This window comes from Stutzerimonas kunmingensis (assembly GCF_032106285.1).
Lineage (GTDB): Bacteria > Pseudomonadota > Gammaproteobacteria > Pseudomonadales > Pseudomonadaceae > Stutzerimonas > Stutzerimonas kunmingensis_B.
Genome location: NZ_DAMCPO010000002.1, coordinates 261734 through 287825, shown reverse-complemented (window position 1 = coordinate 287825; position 26092 = coordinate 261734). Strand labels below are relative to the sequence as shown.

The 26092-nt window shown below is 63.6% G+C and carries 17 protein-coding genes and 1 riboswitch; of the genes, 7 read left to right on the top strand and 10 right to left on the bottom strand.

Features of this window, described 5'->3' with window-relative positions; translation table 11 throughout:
• Nucleotides 1-32: 32 nt before the first annotated feature.
• The gene (ligB, locus tag RT582_RS02995) at nt 33-1694 is read left to right on the top strand and encodes an NAD-dependent DNA ligase LigB (RefSeq protein ID WP_313476512.1); all 1662 of its coding nucleotides are present in this window, start codon (nt 33-35) and stop codon (nt 1692-1694) included.
• Nucleotides 1695-1754: 60 nt separating this feature from the next.
• The gene (locus RT582_RS02990; protein WP_104098854.1) at nt 1755-2135 is read left to right on the top strand and encodes a DUF1090 domain-containing protein; all 381 of its coding nucleotides are present in this window, start codon (nt 1755-1757) and stop codon (nt 2133-2135) included.
• Here RT582_RS02990 and RT582_RS02985 read toward each other — a convergent pair.
• Complete coding sequence (locus RT582_RS02985; RefSeq protein ID WP_313476510.1) at nt 2132-2578, bottom strand: c-type cytochrome; 447 nt, start codon at nt 2576-2578, stop codon at nt 2132-2134. The two genes, RT582_RS02990 and RT582_RS02985, sit on opposite strands and share 4 nt — an antisense overlap.
• 103 nt (nt 2579-2681) lie before the next feature.
• Nucleotides 2682-3119 carry a hypothetical protein gene (locus RT582_RS02980; protein ID WP_313476508.1) on the bottom strand — a complete coding sequence of 146 codons (438 nt, stop codon included), beginning with the start codon at nt 3117-3119 and terminating at the stop codon, nt 2682-2684.
• A 167-nt stretch (nt 3120-3286) separates the two neighbouring features.
• A riboswitch (S-adenosyl-L-homocysteine riboswitch) is annotated at nt 3287-3370 on the top strand.
• Between the two features lie 24 nt (nt 3371-3394).
• On the opposite strand from RT582_RS02980, the gene ahcY reads away from it, so the two are divergent.
• The 3 genes from ahcY to RT582_RS02965 all read left to right on the top strand — a co-directional run bounded on the left by ahcY (nt 3395) and on the right by RT582_RS02965 (nt 7783).
• Nucleotides 3395-4801, top strand: coding sequence for an adenosylhomocysteinase (gene ahcY / locus RT582_RS02975; protein ID WP_014818766.1), 1407 nt, complete (start codon nt 3395-3397; stop codon nt 4799-4801).
• 73 nt (nt 4802-4874) lie between these two features.
• Entirely contained in the window at nt 4875-5726 is an 852-nt protein-coding gene (gene metF, locus RT582_RS02970) for a methylenetetrahydrofolate reductase [NAD(P)H] (RefSeq protein ID WP_014818765.1), read from the top strand.
• A gap of 233 nt (nt 5727-5959) precedes the next feature.
• Nucleotides 5960-7783, top strand: a complete 1824-nt coding sequence (locus RT582_RS02965) for a DEAD/DEAH box helicase (RefSeq protein WP_090520849.1) — start codon at nt 5960-5962, stop codon at nt 7781-7783.
• A 93-nt stretch (nt 7784-7876) separates the two neighbouring features.
• Here the strand turns inward: RT582_RS02965 and RT582_RS02960 are convergent, their stop codons facing one another.
• The 5 genes from RT582_RS02960 to RT582_RS02940 all read right to left on the bottom strand — a co-directional run bounded on the left by RT582_RS02960 (nt 7877) and on the right by RT582_RS02940 (nt 15012).
• Nucleotides 7877-9301, bottom strand: a complete 1425-nt coding sequence (locus RT582_RS02960) for an AdeC/AdeK/OprM family multidrug efflux complex outer membrane factor (RefSeq protein WP_044315566.1) — start codon at nt 9299-9301, stop codon at nt 7877-7879.
• Nucleotides 9298-12435 (bottom strand): efflux RND transporter permease subunit, encoded by a 3138-nt coding sequence (locus RT582_RS02955; RefSeq protein ID WP_044315565.1) that lies wholly within the window; start codon nt 12433-12435, stop codon nt 9298-9300. Before RT582_RS02955 ends, RT582_RS02960 begins: the two co-directional genes overlap by 4 nt.
• A 13-nt stretch (nt 12436-12448) precedes the next feature.
• Nucleotides 12449-13591 (bottom strand): efflux RND transporter periplasmic adaptor subunit, encoded by a 1143-nt coding sequence (locus RT582_RS02950; protein WP_313476506.1) that lies wholly within the window; start codon nt 13589-13591, stop codon nt 12449-12451.
• 265 nt (nt 13592-13856) lie between these two features.
• The gene (locus RT582_RS02945; protein WP_125876009.1) at nt 13857-14432 is read right to left on the bottom strand and encodes a YceI family protein; all 576 of its coding nucleotides are present in this window, start codon (nt 14430-14432) and stop codon (nt 13857-13859) included.
• Between the two features lie 25 nt (nt 14433-14457).
• Nucleotides 14458-15012 (bottom strand): cytochrome b, encoded by a 555-nt coding sequence (locus RT582_RS02940; protein ID WP_312914915.1) that lies wholly within the window; start codon nt 15010-15012, stop codon nt 14458-14460.
• 160 nt (nt 15013-15172) lie between these two features.
• On the opposite strand from RT582_RS02940, the gene RT582_RS02935 reads away from it, so the two are divergent.
• Together RT582_RS02935 and RT582_RS02930 are read left to right on the top strand one after the other, a co-directional pair.
• On the top strand, nt 15173-16579 hold the full coding sequence (locus RT582_RS02935; RefSeq protein WP_023446063.1) for an adenosylmethionine--8-amino-7-oxononanoate transaminase: 1407 nt from the start codon (nt 15173-15175) through the stop codon (nt 16577-16579).
• An 81-nt stretch (nt 16580-16660) separates the two neighbouring features.
• Nucleotides 16661-17377 (top strand): 16S rRNA (uracil(1498)-N(3))-methyltransferase, encoded by a 717-nt coding sequence (locus RT582_RS02930; protein ID WP_278400685.1) that lies wholly within the window; start codon nt 16661-16663, stop codon nt 17375-17377.
• A 24-nt stretch (nt 17378-17401) separates the two neighbouring features.
• Here RT582_RS02930 and RT582_RS02925 read toward each other — a convergent pair whose 3' ends face one another.
• From RT582_RS02925 to RT582_RS02915, 3 genes are read right to left on the bottom strand one after another with little or no spacing between them, the layout of a single operon-like run.
• Nucleotides 17402-17872 carry a chemotaxis protein CheW gene (locus RT582_RS02925; protein WP_042927207.1) on the bottom strand — a complete coding sequence of 157 codons (471 nt, stop codon included), beginning with the start codon at nt 17870-17872 and terminating at the stop codon, nt 17402-17404.
• On the bottom strand, nt 17869-18921 hold the full coding sequence (locus RT582_RS02920) for a chemotaxis protein CheB (RefSeq protein WP_023446065.1): 1053 nt from the start codon (nt 18919-18921) through the stop codon (nt 17869-17871). Before RT582_RS02920 ends, RT582_RS02925 begins: the two co-directional genes overlap by 4 nt.
• A complete protein-coding gene (locus RT582_RS02915) occupies nt 18914-26092 on the bottom strand; it encodes an Hpt domain-containing protein (protein ID WP_313476537.1) in 7179 nt (2392 codons plus the stop codon). The genes RT582_RS02920 and RT582_RS02915 overlap by 8 nt, the downstream gene beginning before the upstream one ends.

The window sequence follows — 26092 nt, the reverse complement described above, 5'->3', positions numbered from 1 at the left end:
CAGACCAACTCATCAGAGCAAGGATGCTCGCCATGCAACGCCTGATCGCACTGTTATTGTGCCTTTTCTCGCCGCTTTGCCTCGCCGTCTGCCCCTGGAACGATGCGCGAGCGCAACAGGAAATCACCAGCCTCCAACGACAGCTGCAACACTGGGACGAGGCCTATCACCGCCGTGGCCTGTCGCTGGTGGATGACGAGATCTACGACCAGAGCCGGGCGCGCCTGCACGACTGGCAGCGTTGTTTCCCGAGCACCCTCGCGACTCCGAACCCATTGGCCGGGACCGACGGCCCGGTACGGCATCCGGTAATGCAGACCGGGCTGGCCAAGCTCGCCGACGAGCAGGCGGTCGCGGACTGGATCGCGCGTCGCGAAGATATTTGGATTCAACCGAAGGTGGACGGCGTGGCGGTCACCCTGGTCTATCGTGGCGGCCTGCTGCAGCAGGCCATCAGCCGCGGCGATGGTCACAGCGGACAGGACTGGACAGCCCACGTCCGGCAGCTGCCGGCGGTTCCGTCCCGGCTTGCAGCGCCTGGCGAGGTGATACTGCAGGGCGAACTCTACTGGCGTCTGGAGCGGCATGTGCAGGCGGAGTTTGGCAGCGCTGGCGCGCGCGGCCGTGTTGCCGGCGCCATGGCCAGCAACCGGCTGGACACCGATACGGCGGCGCAGATCGGCATTTTCGTCTGGGACTGGCCGAACGGGCCGGAGCAGATGACCCTCCGTCTGCAGCGGCTGGCCGCCATGGGGTTCAGCGACAGTCAGCGGTTCAGTCTTCCGCTACAGGGTCCCGCGCAAGCGCAGCATTGGCGCGAACAGTGGTATCGGCAACCGCTGCCGTTCGCCAGCGATGGCGTGGTGTTGCGCCAGGGCCGGCGACCGCCGGCAGAACGCTGGCAGGCCGAGCCGCACTGGGCCGCCGCCTGGAAATATCCCCTGCGTACAGCGGTGACCGAGGTTCGCGCCGTGGACTTTCGTATCGGTCGTACCGGCCGAATCACGCCGCTGCTGCGGCTAACTCCGGTAAGCCTGGATGACCGGCAGATCCGTACGCTCAGCCTCGGCTCGCTGGAGCGCTGGCGCGAACTGGATGTGCGCCCCCGCGACCAGGTCTCAGTTGCGCTCGCCGGGCATAGCATCCCGCAACTGGACTCGGTGGTCTGGCGCAGCACCGAACGGGCAGAGGTCGCGGCACCGGACCCATCGCAGTATCACGCGCACAGCTGCTGGCAGCCAACGCCGGGCTGTGAGCAGCAGTTCATCGCCCGTATGGTCTGGCTGAGCGGCAAGCAGGGGCTTGGCCTTGCCGGGGTAGGCCAAGGCAGTTGGCAGGCCCTGCTGGACGCCGGACTGCTGCCCGATCTGCTCGCCTGGCTGGAGCTGGACGCGGCGACGTTGCAACAGGTCCCTGGCATCGGCAAGTCGCGCGCCAGCAAGCTGGTCGCGAGCTTCGCTCTCGCCCGGCAGAGGCCAGCGGGCCGATGGCTCAAGGCGCTCGGCATGCCGGTCAATCTGCCGCTCACATTGCAGCCCGACTGGGACGTACTGGCGGCACGCAGCGTGGCGCAATGGCAGGCGGAACCGGGGGTTGGAAAGGCACGCGCAGAACAGTTGCATACCTTCTTTCATGCACCGGAGCTGCAGCTGCTGCGTCACAGGCTGCACGCTGTCGGTGTTTCGGGGTTTTGAAGGGACTTTCCCCCAATGTCGCGGTCGATAGGAGCTGGATAACAATTATGGAGGCGAGGCATGTCTTTGCGACATTGGCCGATTGCCCTGCTGATCGGCGCTACCGCCATCAGCCCGCTGGCTAGCGCGGCCCCCAACGCCGACAGCCAGTGCCACGACCAGCGCCAGGCCTTGCGCGAACAGCTGCAGCAGGCGCGCCTGCAGGGTGACAAGCTGCGCCAGACGCAACTCGACAGCGAACTGCAGGGCCTGACCGAGCAGTGCCAGGGCGTGGTTGCCCTGCACCCGCATCAAGTCGAATACGATCACACCAATCGCCAGGTTGAGCGGCGCGAGACGCTGCTACGTGAGGCCTTGGGCACCGGTGATGCCCAGCTGATCGAGCTGCGCCGCAATCAGCTGGCCAAGTCGCGGGAAAAGCTCGAATCGCTGCGCCGTTAGTAGGCGCGGAACTCCTTGTGGCAGGCTTCACAGGCATCCTCGACCCGCTGGAACGCCGGCGCCACGCTTTGTGCAGTAACCGGGGCGGAGGTCGTCACGCTCACCAGCGCAGCCGTGGTCGCTTCCAGTTCGCGGGCCATCTCCTTGAATCGCTCCTGACGCTGCCAGACGTCGTCACGCGCGTCGCTCTGCTCTTCCTTCACATCGGGATAATGCTGCCAAGGCTGCCGCGAGAGCTCGTCCAGCTTGGCCGCGCCTGCACTGAAGCCTTCGCCGTCGAACGGGATGCGCCCGCGCAGCATGCCGCCAAGGTCTTCCTTGGTATCGAGCATCGCCTGGTAGATCGCTTTGCGCTTGCCCAACGGGGAATTGGGGTCGACCCGGTCGCAGCCCGTCAGCGCCAGGACAGCAATCAGGGGCAAGCTCAGCAGACTCAGCTTCATGGTTCAACCACTCGTCGATGCAAAGCGCGGGATTATCCCCGTCCATGCGCGGTTGAACAAATCAGTCGGGTTTTGACTTCGTCAGCAAAGATTGCTCGGCAGGCTATTGGGCCCAGCTGCCGCCAGCGCTTTCGCAATCGATCTTGGCCTGGGCCCGATCACTGGCGTGATAGTGATAGGTGACGATCGTAGCATCGCCGCCCACCTGGCTGGGCAAGGTACCGTTCTTCGCCTGGGAGCCAGTGGCACGTTCGTTGGCCATCGTCTCCGCCGTCATCGGCGCGGTGCAGACACCGAAGTGGCCGTCGGGACAGCTGTCGCGGAGCTCGCGGCGCGAATTTCTCACGGCCTCATTGTCCTGGCAAACCCAGTCGATGGCGTCGTCCTTGTCCACGCCGTGGAATTCGAAACACTGCTCGGTCACCACTGGCGCAGGAACCGCGCCGGAGGTTTCGCTGTGCACGTAGCAGGATTTGGCGGCGGCAGGCAGGCTGAAGGCGCCGACAAGCAACACGGGCGCTAAGCGAAGCATGGGGTTCATGGCGGTCTCCTGAAACGGTTTCGCCCGGCAAGGGTCACCGAACCTGTAGCTTTCGACCCGCGCTCGCTCGCTGTAGTTCGCGCGGCGCGGGGTTGGGATTGCCGCGCGGCGCAGCTATAATCGCCGGGCTTTTCCCCGGTCGACTCCGCTTCGACCGTGCCCGCCACCCGTCCGAGGGGCGCTGCAGCAGGATGAAACCTGTCAGGCTCGGATGGGGCGTTTCCAGAACGCATCAACGGCGCCCATTCGCATCTATACGAATGGAGAACTCTTCGATGAGTGCTGTCATGACGCCTGCCGGTTTCACCGACTTCAAGGTCGCCGATATTTCCCTGGCTGCCTGGGGCCGCCGCGAAATCATCATCGCCGAATCCGAAATGCCCGCGCTGATGGGCCTGCGCAAGAAATACGCCGCCGAGCAGCCTCTCAAGGGCGCGAAGATCCTCGGCTGCATTCACATGACCATCCAGACCGCCGTGCTGATCGAGACGCTGATCGCGCTCGGCGCGGAAGTGCGTTGGTCGAGCTGCAACATCTTCTCCACCCAGGACCAGGCCGCTGCCGCCATCGCCGCTGCCGGCATCCCGGTGTTCGCCTGGAAGGGCGAGACCGAAGAAGAATACGAGTGGTGCATCGAGCAGACCATCCTCAAGGACGGCCAGCCGTGGGATGCCAACATGGTGCTGGACGACGGCGGTGACCTGACCCAGATCCTGCACGACAAGTATCCGCAGGTGCTCGAGCGCGTCCACGGCGTGACCGAGGAAACCACTACCGGCGTGCATCGCCTGCTCGACATGCTCAAGGGCGGCACGCTGAAGATCCCGGCGATCAACGTCAACGACTCGGTCACCAAGAGCAAGAACGACAACAAGTACGGCTGCCGTCACAGCCTGAACGATGCCATCAAGCGCGCCACCGACCATCTGCTGTCGGGCAAGCAGGCGCTGGTCGTCGGCTACGGCGACGTCGGCAAGGGCTCGGCACAGTCGCTGCGCCAGGAAGGCATGATCGTCAAGGTCTCCGAGGTCGATCCGATCTGCGCCATGCAGGCCTGCATGGATGGCTTCGAGCTGGTCTCCCCCTACAAGGACGGCATCAACGACGGCACCGAAGCCAGCGTCGATGCGGCCCTGCTGGGCAAGATCGACCTGATCGTCACCACCACCGGTAACGTCAACGTGTGCGACGCCGGCATGCTCAAGGCCCTGAAGAAGCGCGCCGTGGTGTGCAACATCGGCCACTTCGACAACGAGATCGACACCGCCTTCATGCGCGCCAACTGGGGCTGGGAAGAGGTCAAGCCGCAGGTGCACAAGATCCACCGCACCGGCAAGACCGTCGACCCGACCAACGACGACTACCTGATCCTGCTGGCCGAAGGCCGACTGGTGAATCTGGGCAACGCCACCGGTCACCCAAGCCGGATCATGGACGGTTCCTTCGCCAACCAGGTGCTGGCGCAGATCCACCTCTACAACGAGAAGTTCGCCGATCTGCCAGTGGCCGAGAAGAGCAAGAACGTCACCGTCATGGTGCTGCCGAAGAAGCTCGACGAGGAAGTGGCGCTGGAAATGGTCAAGGGCTTCGGTGGCGTGGTCACCCAGCTGACCACCAAGCAGGCGGAATACATCGGCGTGACCGTCGAAGGTCCGTTCAAGCCGGACAGCTACCGCTACTAAGCAGCTCATGCTGCTGGCGACGAACTGTGCCCTGCATTCGTCGCCAGCAGCCTGCAGCCCAAGGAATAACCGAATGACCGCTTTGAACCGCCCATCCATCAGCTTCGAGTTCTTTCCCACCAAGACCGAAGCCGGGCACGAAAAACTGCTGAACGTGGCTCGCCAGCTGGCCGGCTACCAACCCGATTTCTTCTCCTGCACTTACGGTGCCGGTGGCTCGACCCGTGACCGCACGCTCAACACCGTGCTGCAGCTCGACGGCGAGGTGAAGGTGCCGACCGCACCGCACCTGTCCTGCGTCGGCGACAGCAAGGCCGAGCTGCGCGAACTGCTGAACCTCTACAAGGATGCCGGTATCAAGCGCATCGTCGCCCTTCGCGGCGACCTGCCCTCCGGCATGGGCATGGCCAGCGGCGAGCTGCGCTACGCCAACGAACTGGTCGAGTTCATCCGCAGCGAAACCGGCGATCACTTCCATATCGAGATTGCCGCCTACCCGGAAATGCATCCGCAGGCGCGCAACTTCGAAGACGACCTGACCAACTTCGTGCGCAAGGCCAGGGCCGGCGCCGACAGTGCCATCACCCAGTACTTCTTCAATGCCGACTGCTACTTCTACTTCGTCGAGCGCGTGCGCAAACTCGGAGTGGAAACCCCGGTGGTGCCCGGCATCATGCCGATCACCAACTACAGCAAGCTGGCACGCTTCTCAGATGCCTGCGGTGCGGAGATTCCGCGTTGGGTGCGCAAGCAGCTCGAAAGCTATGGCGACGACATGCAGAGCATCCAGGCCTTCGGCGAGCAGGTCATCACCGAGATGTGCGAGAAGCTGCTGGCCGGCGGTGCGCCCGGCCTGCACTTCTATACGCTGAACCAGGCCGAGCCGAGCCTGGCGATCTGGAACAACCTCGGGCTGTCACGCTGAGCACCAACCGGCTCCGTAGAAATACGGAGCTGGCTAATGAACCCGTGACCTGCGACACTGTCAGAGCAATGCGGCGTTAACAGGCTCTGTTATACTCCGCGCTTCCGCCAGGCTTACGCCCGGATGCCGCCATATATGACCCGCGGCAGGACCGGACGGGATCGCACGCCAGTCGCGATTCGAGCCAGGCATGATCATCCCAGGGCCTCGCCCCTAACAAGACAGGATTACTCATGTCCTTTGCTTCCCTCGGTCTCTCCGAGGCTTTGGCCGGTGCCGTCGAGGCCGCCGGTTACACCCAGCCTACTCCCGTGCAACAGCGGGCCATTCCCGCCGTGTTGCAAGGCCGCGACCTGATGGTCGCCGCCCAGACCGGAACCGGTAAGACAGGCGGTTTCGCCCTGCCGGTACTCGAACTGCTGTTTCCGGGTGGTCACCCGGATCGTGAACACCGCTACGGCCCGAAACAGCCGCGCGTGCTGGTGCTGACACCGACCCGCGAGCTCGCCGCCCAGGTTCACGACAGTTTCAAGATCTACGCCCGCGATCTCCCCCTGAAGAGCACCTGCATCTTCGGTGGCGTCGGCATGAACCCGCAGATCCAGGCGGTTGCCAAGGGTCTTGACGTGCTGGTCGCCTGCCCAGGTCGCCTGCTCGACCTGGCCAACCAGAAAGCCATCGACCTGTCGCACGTGGAAATTCTCGTCCTCGACGAAGCCGACCGCATGCTCGACATGGGCTTCATCCATGACGTCAAGAAGGTCCTCGCCAAGCTGCCGGCCAAGCGCCAGAACCTGCTGTTCTCGGCGACCTTCTCCAAGGACATCACCGACCTCGCCGGCAAGCTGCTGCACAACCCCGAGCGCATCGAGGTCACGCCGCCGAACACTACCGTCGAGCGTATCGAGCAGCGAATGTTCCGCGTGGCTGCCAGCCACAAGCGCGCTCTGCTCGCGCACCTGATCACCCAGGGTGCCTGGGAGCAGGTGTTGGTCTTCACCCGCACCAAGCACGGCGCCAACCGTCTGGCCGAGTATCTGGAAAAGCACGGCCTGCCGGCTGCCGCGATTCATGGCAACAAGAGCCAGAACGCCCGCACCAAGGCTCTGGCTGACTTCAAGGCCAACCAGGTGCGCATCCTGGTCGCCACCGATATCGCCGCCCGCGGTCTGGATATCGACCAGCTGCCCCATGTGGTCAACTTCGAGCTGCCCAACGTCGAGGAAGACTACGTACACCGCATCGGCCGTACTGGCCGTGCCGGGCGCAGCGGTGAAGCCATTTCGCTGGTCGCGCCGGACGAGGAAAAGCTGCTCAAGGGCATCGAGCGCATGACCAAGCAGCGCATCCCTGAAGGCGATCTGATGGGCTTCGATGCCAGCGCCATCGAGACGGAGAAGCCGGAGGTGCGCGAACCGCGCCAGCCGCGTCCGCAGCGTGGCGAACGCAAGGCTCGCGCTGAGCGCGAAAAGCCGGCAGAGAAAGGCACCGAGCAGAAGGAACGCAACCGCCGCAGCCAGAGCAAGGCGCGCAAGCCTGCTCGCGATGGAGCCGCCAGTGAAGCGCAAACCGCTGCTCGACCTCCGCAGCTGCCGCCAAACCGTGCTCCGGACGAGTTTCTCGATGACGAAGTGGACAACTTCGGCAATCGTGTCGACTACGTCAGCCCGTATCAGAACAAGCAGAACCGCGGCCGGCGCCCTGGTGCTCCGGCTCCGGCTCCGGCTGGTGCCGCGCCACGTGCCGCCGGAGCCGCACGCCCTGGCGCTGCTGGTGCTCCCGCCGGCAAGGGCAAACGTCCGGGTACGGGCCAAGGCCAGGCGGCGCGCAGCGGCCAGCCGCGCAACGGCCAGCCACGGCGCAAGAACGACAGCCGACGGATCGAAGAGCCAGCCGTCGCGCGCCAGGAAGCTGCCAAGCCGCGTGAAAAGCAGCCAGTGATCATCCACAAGGAATCGAAGATCGATCGGCTGCCCAGTCTGGAGCAGCTCGAGCAGCTGCCGTCTCGCCCGCGTGGCGAAAAGCCGGCGCTGCTGACGCGCAACCGCGAGGCCTGAGCCGCGCCCGAAACAAAAACGCCGCCCATCGGGCGGCGTTTTTGTATCCACTCGACGACCGTCCCCAGAACCGGGGGCAGCCGTCGATGTCACTCAGCCCTCGGCAGGCGCCGCCTGTGGCATTCCCCGCCAACCGCCACCCAGGGCCTTGAACAGATTGACCTCGCTGGTCATCTGCGCGAGGCGATCGCTGATCAGCTGCTGCTGCACGCTGAACAACTGGCGCTGCGCATCGAGCACGGTCAGATAGCTGTCCACGCCGGTGCGATAACGGCGCTCGGCAAGGTTGTAGTAGTCCTCGCTGGTCGCCAGCAGATCCCGCTGCGCCTGCACCTGGCGGGTGTAGGTGGCCTGCGCCGCGAGACCATCGACCACTTCGCGGAATGCGGTCTGGATCGCCTTCTCGTATTGCGCGACCTGGATGTTCCTGCTGATCTCTGCGTAGTCCAGATTCGCCCGCAGCTGGCCGGCATTGAAGATCGGCACGCTGATGCTCGGCGAGAAACTCCAGTAACCGGAACCGCCGTCGAACAAGCCGGACAGCTCACGGCTGGCGGTCCCTGCCGCGCCGGTCAGGCTGATGCGCGGGAAAAAGGCCGCACGCGCGGCGCCGATGCTGGCATTGACCGCACGCAGCTGGTACTCCGCCTGGAGAATATCCGGGCGTTGCTGCAGCAGGTCCGAGGGCAACCCGACCGGCAACGTCGCCAGCTGGGTGCGCTCGAGACCTTCGCCGCTCGGCAGACCGGCCGGTAGGCTCTGGCCCAGGAGCAGGGTCAGGGCATTGCGGTCCTGCGCCACCAGGCGGGTGTACTGCTCGATGCTCACCCGCGCGCTGTCCACCGCACTGCGTGCCTGACGCAGTTCCAGCGCCGAGGCGACCCCGACATCGAAGCTGCGCTGGGTCAGGCCCAGGCTTTCCTCGTAGGTCTTGAGCGTGTCACGGGTGACCTGCAGCAGCGCCTGATCGGCCTGCAGCGTCAGCCAGGCATTGGCGACACTGGCGATCAGGCTGATCTGCGTGCTGCGCTGCGCGGCCTCGCTGGCGAAGAACTCTTCCAGGGCCTGGTCGCGCAGGCTGCGCAGGCGGCCGAACAGATCCAGTTCCCAGGACACGCCGAAGGTGGCGCTGTACTGACTGCTGATGGCCGGCTCGCCGCTCATGTTCAGATCGCCCGGTGTACGGCTGCGGGTGCCAGCGCCATCGGCGCTCACCGCCGGCAGCACATCGGCGCGCTGCACGCGGTACAGCGCACGGTAGGCATCGACGTTCAGCGCGGCGACGCGCAGGTCGCGGTTGTTCTCCAGCGCGACCTCGATCAGCTGCTGCAGCGCCGGATCACGGAAGAACTCGCGCCAGCCGAGCGCCTGCGCCCGAGCCTCGGGGGATGGCTTCGAATAGACTTCGCCCTGCGGCCAGTCGGCCGGGACCGGCGCATCCGGACGCTGATACTCGGGGATCAGCGAGCAGCCACTCAGCGCCGCCACGAGCGCCAGACTCAACAGAGACTTGTTCACAGCGAGTCCTCCTTCACACCTTCGTTGGCGGGCTTCGTGCGGTCGAAGATTGTGCAGATCATCACGTAGAACAACGGAATCCAGAAAATCGCCAGCACCGCAGCGGAGATCATCCCGCCGATCACGCCAGTACCGATGGCGTGCTTACTGCCCGCGCCAGCCCCGGAAGCAAGCGCCAGCGGCACCACCCCGAGAATGAACGCCAGCGACGTCATGATGATCGGCCGCAGACGCATGCGACATGCCTGCAATGCCGCATCGACATGGCTCATGCCCTGCTCGTGCAGCGCCTTGGCGAACTCCACGATAAGGATCGCGTTACGCGCCGACAGACCAATGGTAGTGACCAGGCCCACCTGGAAGAACACCTCGTTGGAAAGGCCGCGCAGCAGCGTAAAGGCAAGCGCACCGACGATGCCAAGCGGCACCACCAGCATGACCGAGAACGGAATCGACCAGCTCTCGTACAAGGCCGCCAGGCAGAGGAACACCACCAGCAGCGACAGGGCGTAAAGCGCCAGCGTCTGCGAGCCGGCCAGCCGCTCCTCGTAGGATTGCCCGGTCCAGGAATAGCCCACCCCCGGCGGCAGCTGAGCGGCGATGCGCTCCACCTCGGCCATGGCATCACCCGAGCTGTAGCCGGGCGCCGGCTCGCCGAGCATCTCGATCGCGCTGACGCCGTTGTAGCGGGACAGCTTCGGCGAACCGTAAGTCCATTCGCCGCTGGCAAAGGCGCTGAACGGCACCATCTCGCCGGCATCGTTACGCACATACCACTTCTGCAAATCCTCAGGGCTCATGCGCGCGTCCGGAACGCCCTGCAAATACACCTTCTTCACCCGCCCTCGATCGATAAAGTCATTGACGTAGCGCCCACCCCAGGCGATCGACAGGGTGCTGTTGATCGCCGCCAGCGAAACGCCCAGTGCCCGCGCCTTTTCATCGTCGATAAGCACCTGATACTGCGGTTCGTCGCGCAGGGTATTGGGCCGCACCCGGGTCAGCACCGGACTCTGGCTGGCCAGCTGCATGAACTTGTCGCGGGCCTGCTGCAGCACTTCCTGGCCAACGCCGGCGCGGTCCTGCAGGAACAGGTTGAAACCGGTGGCGTTACCCAGCTCCATCACCGCCGGCGGCGCAAAGGCGAATACCTGAGCGTCACGGAAACTGGCGAAATGTTGCTGCGCACGCTGAGCCAGGGCGAATACGCCGTCCTCCTCGTTGGTCCGCTCGCTCCAAGGCTTCAGGCTGATGAAGGCGATACCCGAGCTCTGACCGCGGCCGGCGAAGCTGAAGCCGGTCACGGTAAAGACGGAACGAACGATGTCGCCCTCCTCTTCCAGCAGATAGCTGCGCATGGCGTCGATGCTCTGCTGGGTGCGCTCGGCAGTCGAGCCCGACGGGGTCATGACCTGAGCGAACAGGACGCCCTGGTCCTCTTCCGGCAGGAAGGCGCTGGGAATGCGGTTGAACAGCACCACCATGACGCCGACGATCAGCACATACAGCAGCAGGAACGGCGCCTTGCGCTTGAGCACGGCTTTCACACCGCGCTCATAGCCATTGACGCTGCGCTCGAAGGAGCGATTGAACCAGCCGAAGAAACCGCGTTTCTCGTGATGGTCGCCCTTGTCGATCGGCTTCAGCAATGTGGCACACAGCGCTGGCGTGAAGATCAGCGCCATCAGCACCGAGAGCACCATCGCCGATACGATGGTGATCGAGAACTGCCGGTAGATGACCCCGGTCGAGCCTCCGAAGAAGGCCATCGGCAGCAGTACCGCCGACAGCACCACACCAATGCCGATCAGCGCGCCCTGGATCTGGCCCATGGACTTGCGCGTCGCCTCCAGAGGCGAGAGCCCTTCTTCGCGCATCACCCGCTCGACGTTTTCCACCACCACGATGGCGTCGTCGACCAGCAGGCCGATGGCCAGGATCATGGCGAACATGGTCAGCGTGTTGATGCTGAAGCCGAACACCGCCAGCACGCCGAAGGTGCCCAGCAGCACCACCGGTACCGCGAGCGTCGGAACCAGCGTCGCGCGGAAGTTCTGCAGGAACAGGTACATCACCAGAAACACCAGCACGAACGCTTCGAGCAGCGTTTGCATGACACCGGTGATGGAGGCGGAGATGACCGGCGTAGTGTCGTACGGGTAGACCACATCGACGCCCGGCGGGAAGAACGGCTTGAGCTCGTCGATGGTCTTGCGCACGCCTTCGACAGTATCCAGCGCGTTGGCGCCAGTGGCCAGTTTCAACGCCAGGCCGGCAGCCGGCTTGCCGTTGAAATGCGCGCTGACCGAGTAGTTCTCACCGCCCAGCTCGACCTTGGCGACATCACCCAGACGCACCTGCGAGCCGTCGCTGTTGACCTTGAGCAGGATGTTGCGGAACTGCTCCGGAGTCTGCAGACGGGTCTTGCCGATCACCGTGGCGTTGAGCTGCTGCCCGGGCAGCGCCGGCAAGCCACCCAACTGGCCGGAAGACACCTGGACGTTCTGCGCCTGGATCGCCGAGCTGACATCCTCCGGCGTCAGGCTGAAGTTGTTCAGCTTCGCCGGATCGAGCCAGATGCGCATCGCGTACTGGGCACCGAACACCTGGAAGTCGCCCACACCCTTGGTCCGCGAGATCGGGTCCTGCATGTTGGCGACGATGTAGTTGGCCAGGTCGCGTTGATCCAGACTGCCGTCAGTCGATACCAGACCGATGATGATGAGGAAGTTGCGCACGGCCTTGGTGACGCGGATGCCCTGTTGCTGAACCTCTTGCGGCAGCAGCGGCGTTGCCAGCTGCAGCTTGTTCTGCACCTGGACCTGAGCGATATCGGGGTTGGTGCCCTGATCGAAGGTCACGGTGATTTCCATGCTCCCGTCGGAGTTACTCGACGAACTGATGTAGCGCAGCCCGTCGATACCGTTGAGCTGTTGTTCGATGACCTGCACCACGGTGTCCTGCACGGTCTGTGCAGAGGCGCCCGGGTAGGTCACCGAGATACCGACCGCGGGTGGGGCGATGCTCGGATACTGGTTGACCGGCAGGTTGAGGATGGACAGGCCGCCGGCGAGCATGATCACCAGAGCAATCACCCAGGCGAAGATCGGCCGGTCGATAAAGAAGTTGGACATGACTAGGAACCCCTCAGCCTTCTTGGCCTTGGGGTTGTGCAGACACCCCACCGCGATTATCGACATTGGTAGCCGGAGCCACCTCGACCTCGACCCCCGGCCGGATGAACTGCAGGCCTTCGGTGATCACGCGATCGCCCGGCTGCAGGCCTTCGCCGACCAGCCAGCGATTGCCCACGGCGCGCTCGGTCTTGATCGGGCGCACTTCCACCTTGTTCTCGGCATTGACCACCATGGCGGTCGGGTCACCCTTGGTGTTGCGCGTGACGCCCTGCTGCGGAACCAGGATCGCCTCGCTCTTCATGCCGGCCACCAGCTGCGCATGGACGAACATGCCCGGCAGCAGATTCTTGTCCGGATTCGGGAATACGGCGCGCAGCGTCACCGAGCCGGTACCGGCATCCACCGTGACTTCGCTGAATTCGAGTTTGCCTTCGTGACCGTAATCGCTGCCATCCTCCAGTTTGAGGGTGACCTTGGCCGCGTTATCGCCAGACTTCTGCAGACGACCCTCGGCCAGGTCGCGCCGCAGCGCTAGCAGGTCTCGGGCCGGCTGGGTCACGTCGACATAGATCGGGTCAAGCTGCTGAATGGTCGCCAGTTCCTGCGCCTGACCGTTGCTGACCAGCGCACCCTCGGTCACCGCGGAACGGCCGATCCGGCCGGAAATCGGCGCCAGCACCTTGGTGTAGCGCACGTCGATCCGCGCGCGCTCCAGCTCCGCTTCGGCCTGCAGGCTGGTGGCCCGCGCCTCGTCATAGGCCTGCTTACTGACGGCCTGATCCTTGACCAGCTCGGCGTAGCGGTCGGCCAGCGACTTGCTGGACGCCACGCTCGCCTGGGCGCTCTTCAACGTGGCTTCGTATACCGATGGATCAATCTGATACAGCTGCTGCCCGGCCTTTACGTCACTGCCTTCGGTAAACAGGCGTTTCTGGATGATGCCGTTGACCTGCGGTCGCACCTCGGCGATGCGGTAGGCGCGGGTACGCCCGGGCAGCTCGGTGGTTACCGCGAACGGCTCTGCCTGCAGGGTCACGATACCCACCTTGGGCTTCTGCTGGGCCGGTGGGGCGGCTTCTTCCTGACAGCCGGCCAGGAAAACAGCCATGGCGAGAATGGACATCAGGGCAGCATTGGCTGACTTGATTGGCATGGTTAGACCTCTTGAAAACCTGGCAGGCGGGAGTGGGCAACAGCACACCGCAGACGCGGAGAGCGTAAAGGCCCGAAATATACTTACATCCATGACTGTCTGTAAACCTGAAAAGACTCGTCGGACCTGCTGCAAATATTGCAAAAGGTGTGTTCATAGGCCCGTTCGCCACAGCTTTGTCCGCTGCGCAATCCGCGCCGATACATAATCCAGGCAAACGCAGAACGTCGGCAAGATGCCGGCGTTCGGGTTCCACGGGGAGCGTTTACTTGCGCACACCTTCGACCGAGATGATCAGATCGACCGTTTGCGACGCCGGCTCGAGGTCCATCTTGATGTCGAAGTCCTTCAGCGTCAGCGTGGTACTGCCTTCGAAACCGGCACGGTAGCCACCCCAGGGATCATCACCTTCGCCGATGAACTTGGCAGAGATCACCACCGGCTTGGTCACGCCGTTGAGCGTCAGGTTGCCGGTGATGTCAGCAGTGCCGTCGCCGGTGGACTTCACCGAAGTCGACTCGAAGGTCGCTGCCGGGTGCTTGTCGACGTTGAGGAAGTCATCGCTGCGCAGGTGCTTGTCGCGCTCGGCGTGGTTGGTATCGACGCTGGCGGTCTTCAACGTGACGTTGACCTTGCTCGCTTCCGGCTTGTCCGCATCGAAGCTGAAGCTGCCATCGAAATCCTTGAACGTGCCCCACAGCCAGCTGTAGCCGAGGTGGCTGATCTTGAAATTGACGAAGGCGTGCTGGCCCTGCTTGTCGATGGCGTAGTCGGCAGCGAATGCCTGGCCACCGACCAGTGCGGAACCGAGGACCAGTGCGGCGAGGGTTTTCTTGAGCATCGATGGATTCTCCTATCGGGGGTGATTAACCGGCACTACGACCGAGCATGCGCTTGAGTGTCGCGTCGCGGTCGATGAAATGGTGTTTGAGCGCAGCCAGGGCGTGTACCACGGCGAAGATCACCAGCGCCCAGGAAGCGTATTCGTGAACAACCCCGGCGCTGTCGGCCTGATCGGGGATGGAAGTGATCAGCGCCGGCACCTCGAACAGGCCGAACACGCTGATCGGCCGGCCATCGGCGGTGGAGATCAGGTAACCCGAGATCATCACCAGGAACAGGCCGAGGTAGAGCAGGCTGTGACCAAGCCTGGCCGCGATCCGGGTCAGCCGCCCCTGACTCGCCAGCGGCGCCGGCGCAGGGCTGACGAAACGCCAGAGCACCCGCAGCAGCATGATCAGAAACAGCGCGATGCCAATGCTCTTGTGCAGGTCCGGCGCGGTGCGATACCAGCTGCTGTAGTAGTTCAGCCCAACCATCCAGAAGCCCAGGCCGAACAGACCGAATACGGCGATGGCCACCAACCAGTGCAAGGCAATGCTGGTCAGCCCATAGTTCGTTGAGGAGTTACGCCAGTGCATTGAGTCTTCCTTCAAATTCAGGCCTAGAAGCGTAGCCGGTTACCTATCGGAATAGAGCGCATTTTTTCGCTTTGAAACATCGAGTAAATCGATGACTGATCGCATAAGTCATGCCCCAGCGCTTCTGCTAGGCTTCGCGACTCATTGCGGAGGAGTAACGATGAGCCTGAACGACAGCTGGATGCAACGCGACCTTGCCGTACTCTGGCATCCCTGCACCCAGATGAAAGATCACGAGCAGCTGCCGCTGATTCCGATCCGCCGCGGCGAAGGCGTCTGGCTGGAGGATTTCGACGGCAAGCGATACCTGGACGCGGTCAGTTCCTGGTGGGTCAACGTCTTCGGCCATGCCAATCCGCGCATCAATCAGCGCATCAAGGATCAGGTCGACCAACTCGAGCACGTGATGCTGGCCGGCTTCAGTCATCAGCCGGTGGTGGAGCTGTCGGAGCGCCTGGTCGCCCTGACGCCGGCCGGACTGGACCGCGTCTTCTATACCGACAACGGTTCGACCGGTATCGAAGTGGCGCTGAAGATGAGCTTTCACTACTGGCGCAACAGCGGACGTGGCCAGAAGCAGCGCTTCGTCACCCTGACCAACAGCTATCACGGGGAAACCGTTGCCGCCATGTCGGTGGGCGATGTCGCCCTCTTCACCGACACCTACAAGCCGCTGCTGCTGGACACCTTCAAGGTGCCGAGCCCGGACTGCTACCTGCGACCTGAGGGTGTGAGCTGGGAAGAGCATTCGCGGCAGATGTTCGCGCACATGGAACAGACCCTTGCCGAGCACCACCAGGACATCGCCGCGGTCATCGTCGAACCGCTGATTCAGGGCGCCGGCGGCATGCGCATGTATCACCCGATATATCTGAAGCTGCTGCGCGAGGCCTGCGACCGCTACGAAGTGCACCTCATCCACGACGAGATCGCGGTCGGCTTCGGCCGCACCGGCAGCATGTTCGCCTGCGAGCAGGCCGGCATCACGCCAGACTTCCTCTGCCTGTCCAAAGCCTTGACCGGCGGCTATCTGCCGATGGCCGCAGTGCTCACCACCGACCGGATGTACCGGGCGTTCTACGACGACTATTCGACGCTGCGCGCCTTCCTCCATTCGCACACCTACACCGGCAACCCGCTGGCCTGCGCCGCGGCACTGGCGACGCTGGATATCTTCGCCGAAGACAACGTAATCGAAGCGAACAAGGCGCTGGCCGCGCGCATGGCCAGCGCCACCGCACACCTGGTCGAGCATCCGCACGTGGCCGAAGTCCGCCAGACCGGCATGGCACTGGCTATCGAGATGGTTCAGGACAAGGCCAGCCGCACGGCCTATCCCTGGCAGGAGCGTCGCGGCCTGAAGGTCTATCAGCACGCGATGGAGCGCGGAGCGCTGTTGCGCCCGCTCGGCAGTGTGGTGTATTTCCTGCCGCCCTATTGCATCACCGAGGAACAGATCGACTTTCTCGCGGCAGTCGCCACCGAGGGAATCGACATCGCCACCCGAGATGCCTCCGGGGTATCGGTCCCGGTCGGTCCATACCCAGGCTTCAGAGACCCGGGTTGATGTGGAGCATCGGCAGCCTGCGAGCCAGGCTGCCGATGCTTTAGACTTGCCGCTTCCAACTCGCCGCCTGCAGCTGCCTCCATGCGCCTATCCCGTTTTTTCATCGACGCCCCCCTTTCCCTTGGCCAGCACCCACTGCCTGACGCATCGGCCCACTACATCAGCAGGGTGCTGCGGCTTTCGGCCGGCAGCGCGGTTCAGCTGTTCGATGGTAGCGGCAGTGAATTTCGCGGCGAACTGCTGGAAGTCGGCAAGAAGTCCGTCACCGTCGAACTGCACGAACGCCTGACGGGGATGCCAGAGTCACCTCTACAGATCCACCTCGGGCAGGGTCTTTCCCGCGGCGAACGGATGGATTGGGCCATTCAGAAGGCCACCGAGCTAGGCGTAACGCAGATCACGCCCATCGTCAGCGAGCGTTGCGAAGTGCGCCTCAACGATGAGCGTGCCGACAAACGTCTGGCCCATTGGCGGCAGATCGCGATCAGCGCCTGCGAGCAATGCGGCCGGTCGGTGCTGCCGGTCATCCACCCGCCGATCAGCCTGCGTGACTGGTTGCCTGTCGAGGCAGACTTGAAGCTCGTGCTGCATCCAGTGGCCGCGCCGCTGACGAGCCATGCCAGACCGCAGACACTGGCTTTCCTGATCGGTCCGGAAGGAGGCTTGAGCGAGAGCGAAGTCGAACAAGCAGCCAATCAAGGGTTTCAGCCTGCTCAACTCGGCCCGCGAGTGCTGCGCACCGAGACCGCTCCGGTGGTGGCGCTGAGCGTGGCACAGCAGCTCTGGGGCGATTTCTGACGACGTACCGGGTGGCGGCCTCGATCAGATCAGGCCAGCATCGGCGAGCTTCTGCTCCAGACCGATCAGATCGGGGATTCGCGGCTGCACGTCGCCAAGGTTGACCGCATCCAGTTCGAGCGCGGCAAGCGTGACATCCGCGCGCGCGAGGCTGGCGTCGACCTTGATCGAGTGCGGGATGCCCTGCACCAGCAGCGCGATGAACTTGACGTGGTCGCGCCCACCAACCGCGTTGAGCACGGCAACCCGCGCCGAACTGCCAACCGGTTGTGCCTGGCCGCTGGACGCGGCCTCGAACGACAGCAGTGGTAGGCTCAGGTCACGCCACTGCACCTGCCCGAGAAACCATGCAGGCATGCCCTGCACCGCTTGCGGAGCGCGATAGGGAATCAGCTCGGCGACGGCCACGTTGGGCACCAGCAATACGCGATCGGCGAGCGGCATCAGCAGCCCGGTGAGGCTTTCCGCCTCCGGAGAAACGACCATTTGACTCATGAGTTATCCCGTTGAAAAGACGTGGCGGGCGTACCGACCTGGCTGACCAGATGATTGACCAAGGCTTGCGCCAGCTCGCGAGGGTCACCGCTGTAGGAGCTGTAGCCACCTTCGCGAAGATTGTCCGGCATACTTGAGCAGGCGCAGGAGTCGGCGCGCTGCGTCCAGACCCTGCCACCCTGACGCAGCACATATGCGGCCGCCGCACTGCCGTCGCTGCCCATGCCACTGAAGGCAATGACACCGCAACGCTGGCCGAACTGCTGGGCCAGATTCAGCATCATCTGGTCGATCGACGGGCTATACGGTTCAGGCCAGCAACGACCGTTCAGGCGGGTGCTGCCATCGGACTCGAACCCGAGTTCCTCTCCGATCGGCGCGATGATCACTTCTCCGCAGCGCACCGGCTGGCCAGGGCGCACCTGTTGAACTTGCCACTGACTATGTCGGCCAACGGCCTGGGACAACGCGGACTCGAAGCTGGCTTCGATATGCTGGGCATAGATGAAACCGACTGGCAGGCCGCCAGGCAGCGCGTCCAGGAAGGCCTTCACGGCTTCCGGCCCACCGAGCGAAGCCGCCAGCAGCCATACCTGGGTCGCCGCTTCACCGGCATGCAGCGCGCTATCAGCCAGCAGCGGCGGTAGCGTCAGGCGCTCGGGGCGTTGTCCTTCACCCTGCAGTACGTCCAGACGCGGCCCCACTGCCCGTGATGGGTCACCGATCAGGCGCTTCAGCTTGCTGAACAGGCTGCGCTCCCAACGTGGGTAGAACTCCGAATGCCGCTCCGGCGCATGCCCCTCACCGAACAGCACTCGCGTGGTGTCGCGCTCAAGCAACGCATCCACAAGAGGCGAATCTTCGGTCTGCGCCAGATCAACCAGCCAGAGATCGGCCTCGGTACTATCCAGGTCTGCCGGCTCGAGGCGCGCCGGGTCATTGTTCAATACCACCTGATAGCCACTGCCGGTCAAAGCCTGCTGCAGCACGTGACGCTGCAGAGAGGTGTCGGCGAGTACCGCAATGCGGGCGCAGAGAACGTCAGACATCGGCGTGGACCAAGCGCTGAATGGCCTCGAGCAACACCGATTCCTGATAGGGCTTGCCAAGGTATTCGTTGACGCCGATGGTCAGCGCGCGATCACGGTGCTTCTCGCCGGTACGCGAGGTGATCATGATGATCGGCAGATCCTTCAAACGCTCGTCGTGGCGAACCAGCGTGGCCACCTCGAAGCCGTCCATGCGCGGCATCTCGATATCCAGCAGCATGATGTCCGGCTTGCGCTCCTGCAGCTGAGTGATGGCATCCACCCCGTCCTTGGCGGTCAGAACGTTCATGCCATTGCGCTCCAGCAGACGACTGGTGACCTTGCGCACGGTGACCGAATCGTCAACCACCATGACCAGCGTCGGCCGTTCGGTTTCGACCTCGACCGGCTCCTGCACCTGATCGATAAGGCGCGGCTGTTGCAGCTGAATGAGCTGGTGCGCATGGAGCACACGGATGGTCGCCAGCAGGTCCAGAATCACCACGACCCGGCCATCGCCGAGGATGGTCGCGCCGGAAATGCCATGTACGCCGGCGAACTGCAGCCCAAGGCTCTTCACCACGATTTCACGAGAACCGGCGAGGCTGTCGACCTGTACCGCAACGCTGTGCTCTTTCGAGCGCACCAGGATCACCGGCAGCGGCAGACTCTGCCCCACCAGCTTGGGCTTCTGGCCGTTGTTCAAGAGATCGCCAAGATAACGCAGCTCGTAAGCCTGACCGGCATATTCGAAGCGCGGCGCATCCGGCTGGTAATAAGCTTCCAGCTCGTATGGCGAGACACGCACGATACCTTCGATGGTATTCAGCGGGATCGCATACAGATCCTCACCGGAATAAACCATCAGCGCGCGGTTCACCGACACTGTGAACGGCAGGCGAATCAGGAAGCGCGTGCCCTGACCGAGCGTCGACTCGATGCTCATCGACCCGCCGAGCTGCTTCACTTCCGAGTGCACCACGTCCATGCCCACGCCGCGTCCGGAGATCTGCGTGACGCGCTCCGCGGTGGAGAACCCGGCTTCGAGGATGAACTGCAGGATTTCATGCTCGGACAGGTCGCTATCGGCGGACATCAGCCCGCGCTCGATCGCCTTGCGCCGCACCGCGTCCAGATTGATGCCACCGCCGTCGTCGGCCAGCGTCAGCACGATATCGCCGCCCTCACGTGCCAGATCCAGGCGTATCACACCCTGCTCGGGCTTGCCGGCAGCGCGACGACGCTCGACCGGCTCGATGCCATGGTCCACGGCGTTGCGCAGCATGTGCTCCAGCGGCGCGACGATTCGCTCGAGCACGCTGCGGTCCATCTCACCGGTGGCATTGCCGACCATGAACTCCACCTGTTTGCCGAGCTCGCCAGCGACCTGCCGCACGATTCTGCGCAGGCGCGGCACCAGGCGCTCGAAAGGAACCATGCGGGTGCGCATGAGGCCTTCCTGTAGCTCGGTATTGACCCGAGCCTGCTGCAGCAGCAGCGTTTCAGCGTCGCGATTACGCGCAGCCAGCGTTTCCTTCAGATCGAGCAAGTCAGACGCTGACTCGAACAGTGCACGCGAAAGCTGTTGCAGCTGCGAATGGCGGTCCATTTCCAGCGGGTCGAAATCGTCATAGCCGGCGCGCTCGGCTTCAGCCTGGTAACGGCTGAGAATCTGCGCCTGGGTTTCGGTATCCAATCGGCGCAGCTGGTCGCGCACCCGCTCGATGGTCGCTTCCATCTCGCCAAGGGTGAAGCCGACGTCGCTGACCTGCTGCTCGACTCGACCGCGGAAGATCGATGTTTCGCCCGCCAGGTTGACCAGACCCTCCAGCAGTTCTGCGGGAACCTTGACCAGCTCCTGCGGTGCCCGCCGCGCAGCGGCTTCCTGAGCGGCCAGCTGTGCGCGTCGAATGAATGGCAGCACCTTAGCCGGGCTGGTACTCGGCTTCGGCAAGGTACTGGCCGCGACGATCGGTTGTTCCAGAGCCACCGGCTCGCGCGGCAACTCTGGCTCGAGCTCCGGCGACTCAGGTTGCGAAGCGTAGCCTCCGTCGCTCGCCAGGCCCGCCCGAAGCAACTCGACATCCTTCAGCAGCGCGTCGTAGCCGTGCTGCACATCGAGAAACAGGCTATCCGGCCAGGGGGCGCCCTGCTGCTGCGCCTCGCTCAACCGCTGCTCCAGATCGTGGGCCATGTTGCCCAGTGCGGTCTGCCCAGCCAGCCGCGCACCGCCTTTCAGCGTGTGCAGCACACGGAGCATGTCAGCCAACGGAGCGGCATCCTCACGGCCGGCATCCCAGCGACCGAGCGCTGATTCCATTTCCTCCAGCAGGTCGTCAGCTTCCTCGACAAAGATGTCGAGAATTTCGGCTTCGGCAGACTGCTGCGCATCTTCCTGAGCGGCCTTCAGCGACACGCTGCTGGGAATGCTCAGTTGCTCATCGGGGTTGTTGCGAAAGTGGCGAATCGTCTCGATCAGCGCATCGCCCGATGGCACCGGTTGATGGGCCCGCACCGCCTCGAGCATTTCCGCCAGGCGGTCCTGGCAGGCCTGCAGAAGGCCGAACAATTCCGGACTGGCCCGGTAGCTACCGGCGCACAGGCCTTCGTAAAGAAACTCGAGCTCGTGGGAGAGATCACCGATTTCACGGATATCAGCCATCCGGGCCCCGCCCTTGAGGGTATGCAGATCGCGCTGCAATGCCTCAAGTTCGAAGCTGTTGTCGACATCCGCCATCCAGCGTTGCAAACCACCCGCAGCGCTCTCGATGAGGTCGAAACCCTCCTCGAGGAAGATCTCCACTAATTCGGGATCGCGCTCGACCGTGTCGTGCTCCTCGGCGGCCGGCACAGCTTCGAACGCTTCCGGCACCTCATCCAGCTCGGGAAGGCTGAGGTCGATCTCATCCAACTCTTCGCTGAACGGGATATCCGAAGCGCGTCTATCGTCCGCTGCAGTTTCGTTGTCGCCTTCATCCGCCTCGGCAGAAGTCTCATCGACATCGGGCAGCGGCAAATCAAACGCATCGGCGCTCAGCGGCTCATCCAGCGATTGCGCAGGATCGTTCTCCGGTCGGATCAGGTCAGCATCCGTATCCGCCTCGACCTCGGGTAGTGAGGTATCAGTAGCATCAACGCCGTCGAATGCCGGCAGAGCCCCCTGACGGAAGGCTTTCATCGACTCGATGAGTGCATCAGCACTGCTCATCGGCGTCTCACGCTGCAGCTGCTCGAGCTGCAGCGCCAGATGATCGTGGCTACGCTGCAACAGCGCTGCAAGCGGGGCGGAATGGACGTAGCGACCGTCGGAGAGCCCCTCGTAAAGCGACTCCAGCTCATGGGCCAGGTCGCCGATCGGACAGATTGCTGCCATCCGGGCGCCGCCCTTGAGCGTGTGAAGGTCGCGCAGCAGAGCCGAGAGCGCCATCTGGTTCGCTGGATCAGCGAGCCAGCGATCCAGCGCATGGCCGGCGCTTTCCATCAGGTCGACGGCTTCGTCGAGAAAGATCTCAACCATTTCGTGATCGAGATCGTCCTGCGCCTCGTCTTGCGGGGCTTGTTCTTCGGGCCAGGCTTCGGCTTCGGCTTCGGCTTCGGCTTCGGCTTCGGCTTCGGCGGGCAATTCTGTCAGCGAAACCTCGCCAGGAGCAGCAACCGGCACGGGGTCGCCCGGCTGCTCCAGAACCAATGGATCAATGGCTTCGGCGAGCAGTGCTTCGAGCCGCGCCACCAACTCCGACTGCTCACTCACCTGCAGCGCGGCAGCTACCTGATCCATCATGCCGACCAGCGCTTCATGGCCCTGCTCGACGTCGTCGAAGAAGCGCTCGCTAACAGCCAGTCGCCCCTCCTCAACCACCGCGTACAAACGCAGCAGCACCTGGCACAACGCCTCCATCTGCGGCAGGTCGGCCATCTTCGCGCCCTGTCCGAGCGTGGTCAGCTCCTGCAGCAGAGCGGAGAGTTCCTGACGCTCGGCAGGATGCTCGCGCCAGCTGCGCAGCAAATCTTCGGCATCCAGCAGGATGTCCATGCCTTCAGAGAGGAACAGCGCGATCACGCTCGGATCGCGGGCCTCACCAGCATCGTTATGCTGGCGGGCGCCGGCTTCGACCAGTCTGGCCTGATGCAGGGCGTGCACCTTGGCCAGGAAACCCGGGGCGCCTTCTATCGGCGCCAACGGTTCGTGATCGAGATTGGCCAGCCCCTGGCGTAACAACAGCTCGGCCTCATGCAGCAGCTCGGCTTCGGCCAGATCCATCTGGATCAGGTTGGTCTTGAATTCCTTGACCATCTTCTCCAGGGGCGTTGCGATTTCCGCCACCGGCAGGATGCCGGCCATGTGCGCACTGCCCTTGAGCGTGTGCAAGGCACGTTGCAGTGCATCGGTCACCGGCTGCGGCAGGCGCTGGGCGCAATCGGCGAGAAAACTGACCAGCGTGGTCAGATGCGATTCGGCTTCGTTGCGAAAAATTTCCAGCAACTGGGGGTCCAGTGCGTCGTCATCGTCTTGCGGCGCCGCGGACGGGGCAGGCTCGTCCGCAATCGCAGCAGGCGTCTCGGCAGGCTGCGAAAGTACCACTGACTGCCCCTTGGCCAGGGCATGCGCTGCTGCCGCAAGGTGATCGACGTCATCACGCTGGCGCTGGGCCTTGGCCGCGAACTCATCGACGAGGGCTGGCATGAGTGCAACGACATCGTTAACGACCTGCCTCACCGCGTCGGTCGGCTGGATGCTGCGATCGAGAACACGATTGAGCAGATTCTCGATGGACCACGCCAACTCGCCGATGACCAGTGCACGCACCATCCGCCCACTGCCCTTGAGCGTGTGGAATGCACGTCGCACTTCGCCCAGGGCATCCTTGTTGTCACTGTCGGCAAGCCAGAGTGGCAACTGCTCGCCAATCGCCTCCAGAACTTCTGCCGCTTCCTCGATGAAGACTTCCAGCAGGTCCTCGTCGACCGCTTCTTCGTCGGCAGGAGGTGGCAGGAGGCTAGGCGGTACATCCTGAGCAGGCGGGTTGATGGCTGCGACCGGCGCCGCCATGACTTCCTCAAGGCTGAGTACAGGCTCGACTTCCACCTGCAGGCTTTCAGGTTCGGAATAATCTGGCAGGCTCACTTCCGGAAGATCGAGCTCGGCGACCTGCGCATCGCTCCACTCGCCCAGGTCCGACTCATCTTCAAGTGAGTCTGGAGGCGTTTCGGGCGCCGGCATCTCTTCTGGCAGGTTGAAAATGATTTCTTCATCGCCGGACAGGTCTTCCAGCGTCCACTCGCTTTCCTCGGCCTCCGCCGCGATCTCCGCATCACGGCTCTCGAGTGGCGCTTGCGCCTCGCTTAAGAAATCAGGGTCCATCGGTGCCGGAGATTCTTCCTGGTCGACCGCAACGGAGTCGAACGCTTCCAGACTTGCGTCCGGCTCCTCAGGCAGCACTTCGATCTCGTCCAGCGGATCGGCGAATTCGTTCTCGAGCGCCGCGACCTTCATCGGTGCATTTGCATGTCCCAGCGAGTAGCCGAGGTTCTGCAGGCTTTCTTCGGCCACATCCAGAATCAGATCGCCCTGGGTGCCGCAATCCTCGGACAGTCGCTCGAGGTAATACTCGACGCTGGTGATCGCGTCAGCCAGGGTATCCAGGCTCTGCCAGTCCGGCACAGCCTGTCGCGCCAGAAGCTGATCCTGGATGTAGCCATTGCAGGCTTGCAGCAGGGCCGCAGCACGCTCCAGGGGAATCATCGCCAGACCGCCGCGAACCTGAGTGAGCAGATCCGGCACCCGGGCCAGATGCTCGTGGTTCCATTGCGAGGCAATGAATTCGATGATTGCATCCTTGGCCTGCTCCAGCCCGTTACGCGCTTCGCGAATGACTAACTGGTGAATCTGGGCAACATCGGTGGTCGGCAGGTGGCTTGCTTCGCTGCGCTCCTCCGCGGGACCGCCGACCATGCCGGCCAGCGTGGCCTCGACATAGAGCAACGCACCGGCGATATCCATCAGGATGGCGTCGTCGGGCGCCTGCTGCCCCTGCGCTACGGACTGGACGAGGACGATCTGATCGAGAATGATCTTGCGCGGTTGAGCGAAGCCGAGCACTGCCAAGGTATCGGCGATCTGCTTGAGCGGGACCTCGAGGCTGGACAGCTCGGCAATGACCTTGCGATCGCTGCGCACGAACAGGTCCAGGCTGTCCTTAACCCGCACCAGCTCTTCACAAAGGGCAGCGACCACCGAGCGCATCGCGCCACGGTCGGGGCCAGCCAGCTGAGCACGCTCCTGATCGACCACGGCGCTGTCTGGCAGCGCTTCGTCGAGGCGGTAAAGCTGCTTTAACGCCTGGATACGGGGCGTCTGCCCCGGCGCCTTGGCGACGTAGAAGAGCAGGTTCTTGATCAGCTCATCGGGCGCCGCCTGATTTAGGCCATCAGCGCCTTCCTCGACCAACCGCTTGAGCTGCTTGTCTACCTGTCGCAACAAGGTGCGGACGGAGGTGCCGTTGCTCACGCCGCCACTGGCCAGGCCTTCGACCATGCCCGAGGCGATCTGCCATAGCGCCGCCAGTGGCGCATCCTTGCAGAGCATTTCCAGTCGGGCGAATACCCGCGCCATGTAGCCGAGATTGGTCGGTAGGTCCTGGTTGCGAATCACCCCAACCAGCGCAACCTGCAGCATCTGGCGCAGCTTGCGCAGCAGGGCCGGCAGCTCGTTGGTACGCAGACGCTCGACCGACTCCTGGGAAAGCGCCGGCGTGCGTCCGGATAGGTCGGGTGAAAATAGGCTGGTTTCAGAAAGCAGCTTTTCACCGCGAGCGGCGCGCAGGTCGTTAAGCAGCGGCAGCACCACCATCGGCAGGTCGCGGCGCGCACTCTGAATGCGGTCCAGATAGGCAGGCAGCTGCAGGATGGCCTGCATCATCACCTCGAGCGCCTCGCCCTGATTGGCCACCCGCTCGTCGAGCAGGGCCCGCGCCAGCTGCTCCATTTCCTCGGCGAGCAATGCTGCGCCGAAGAACTCCACCATCTGCAGAGTGCCGTGGACCTGATGCACATAGGTCAGGCAAAAGCGCATCCGGGTCGAGTCCTGTGGGTTCTCGACGAACGCCTCCAGAGCCTGACGCGCCTGCTTAAGCGTCTCGGCAATCTCGCCTTTCACCCACTCCAGGGCGACATAATCGTGCCGATCACCCAT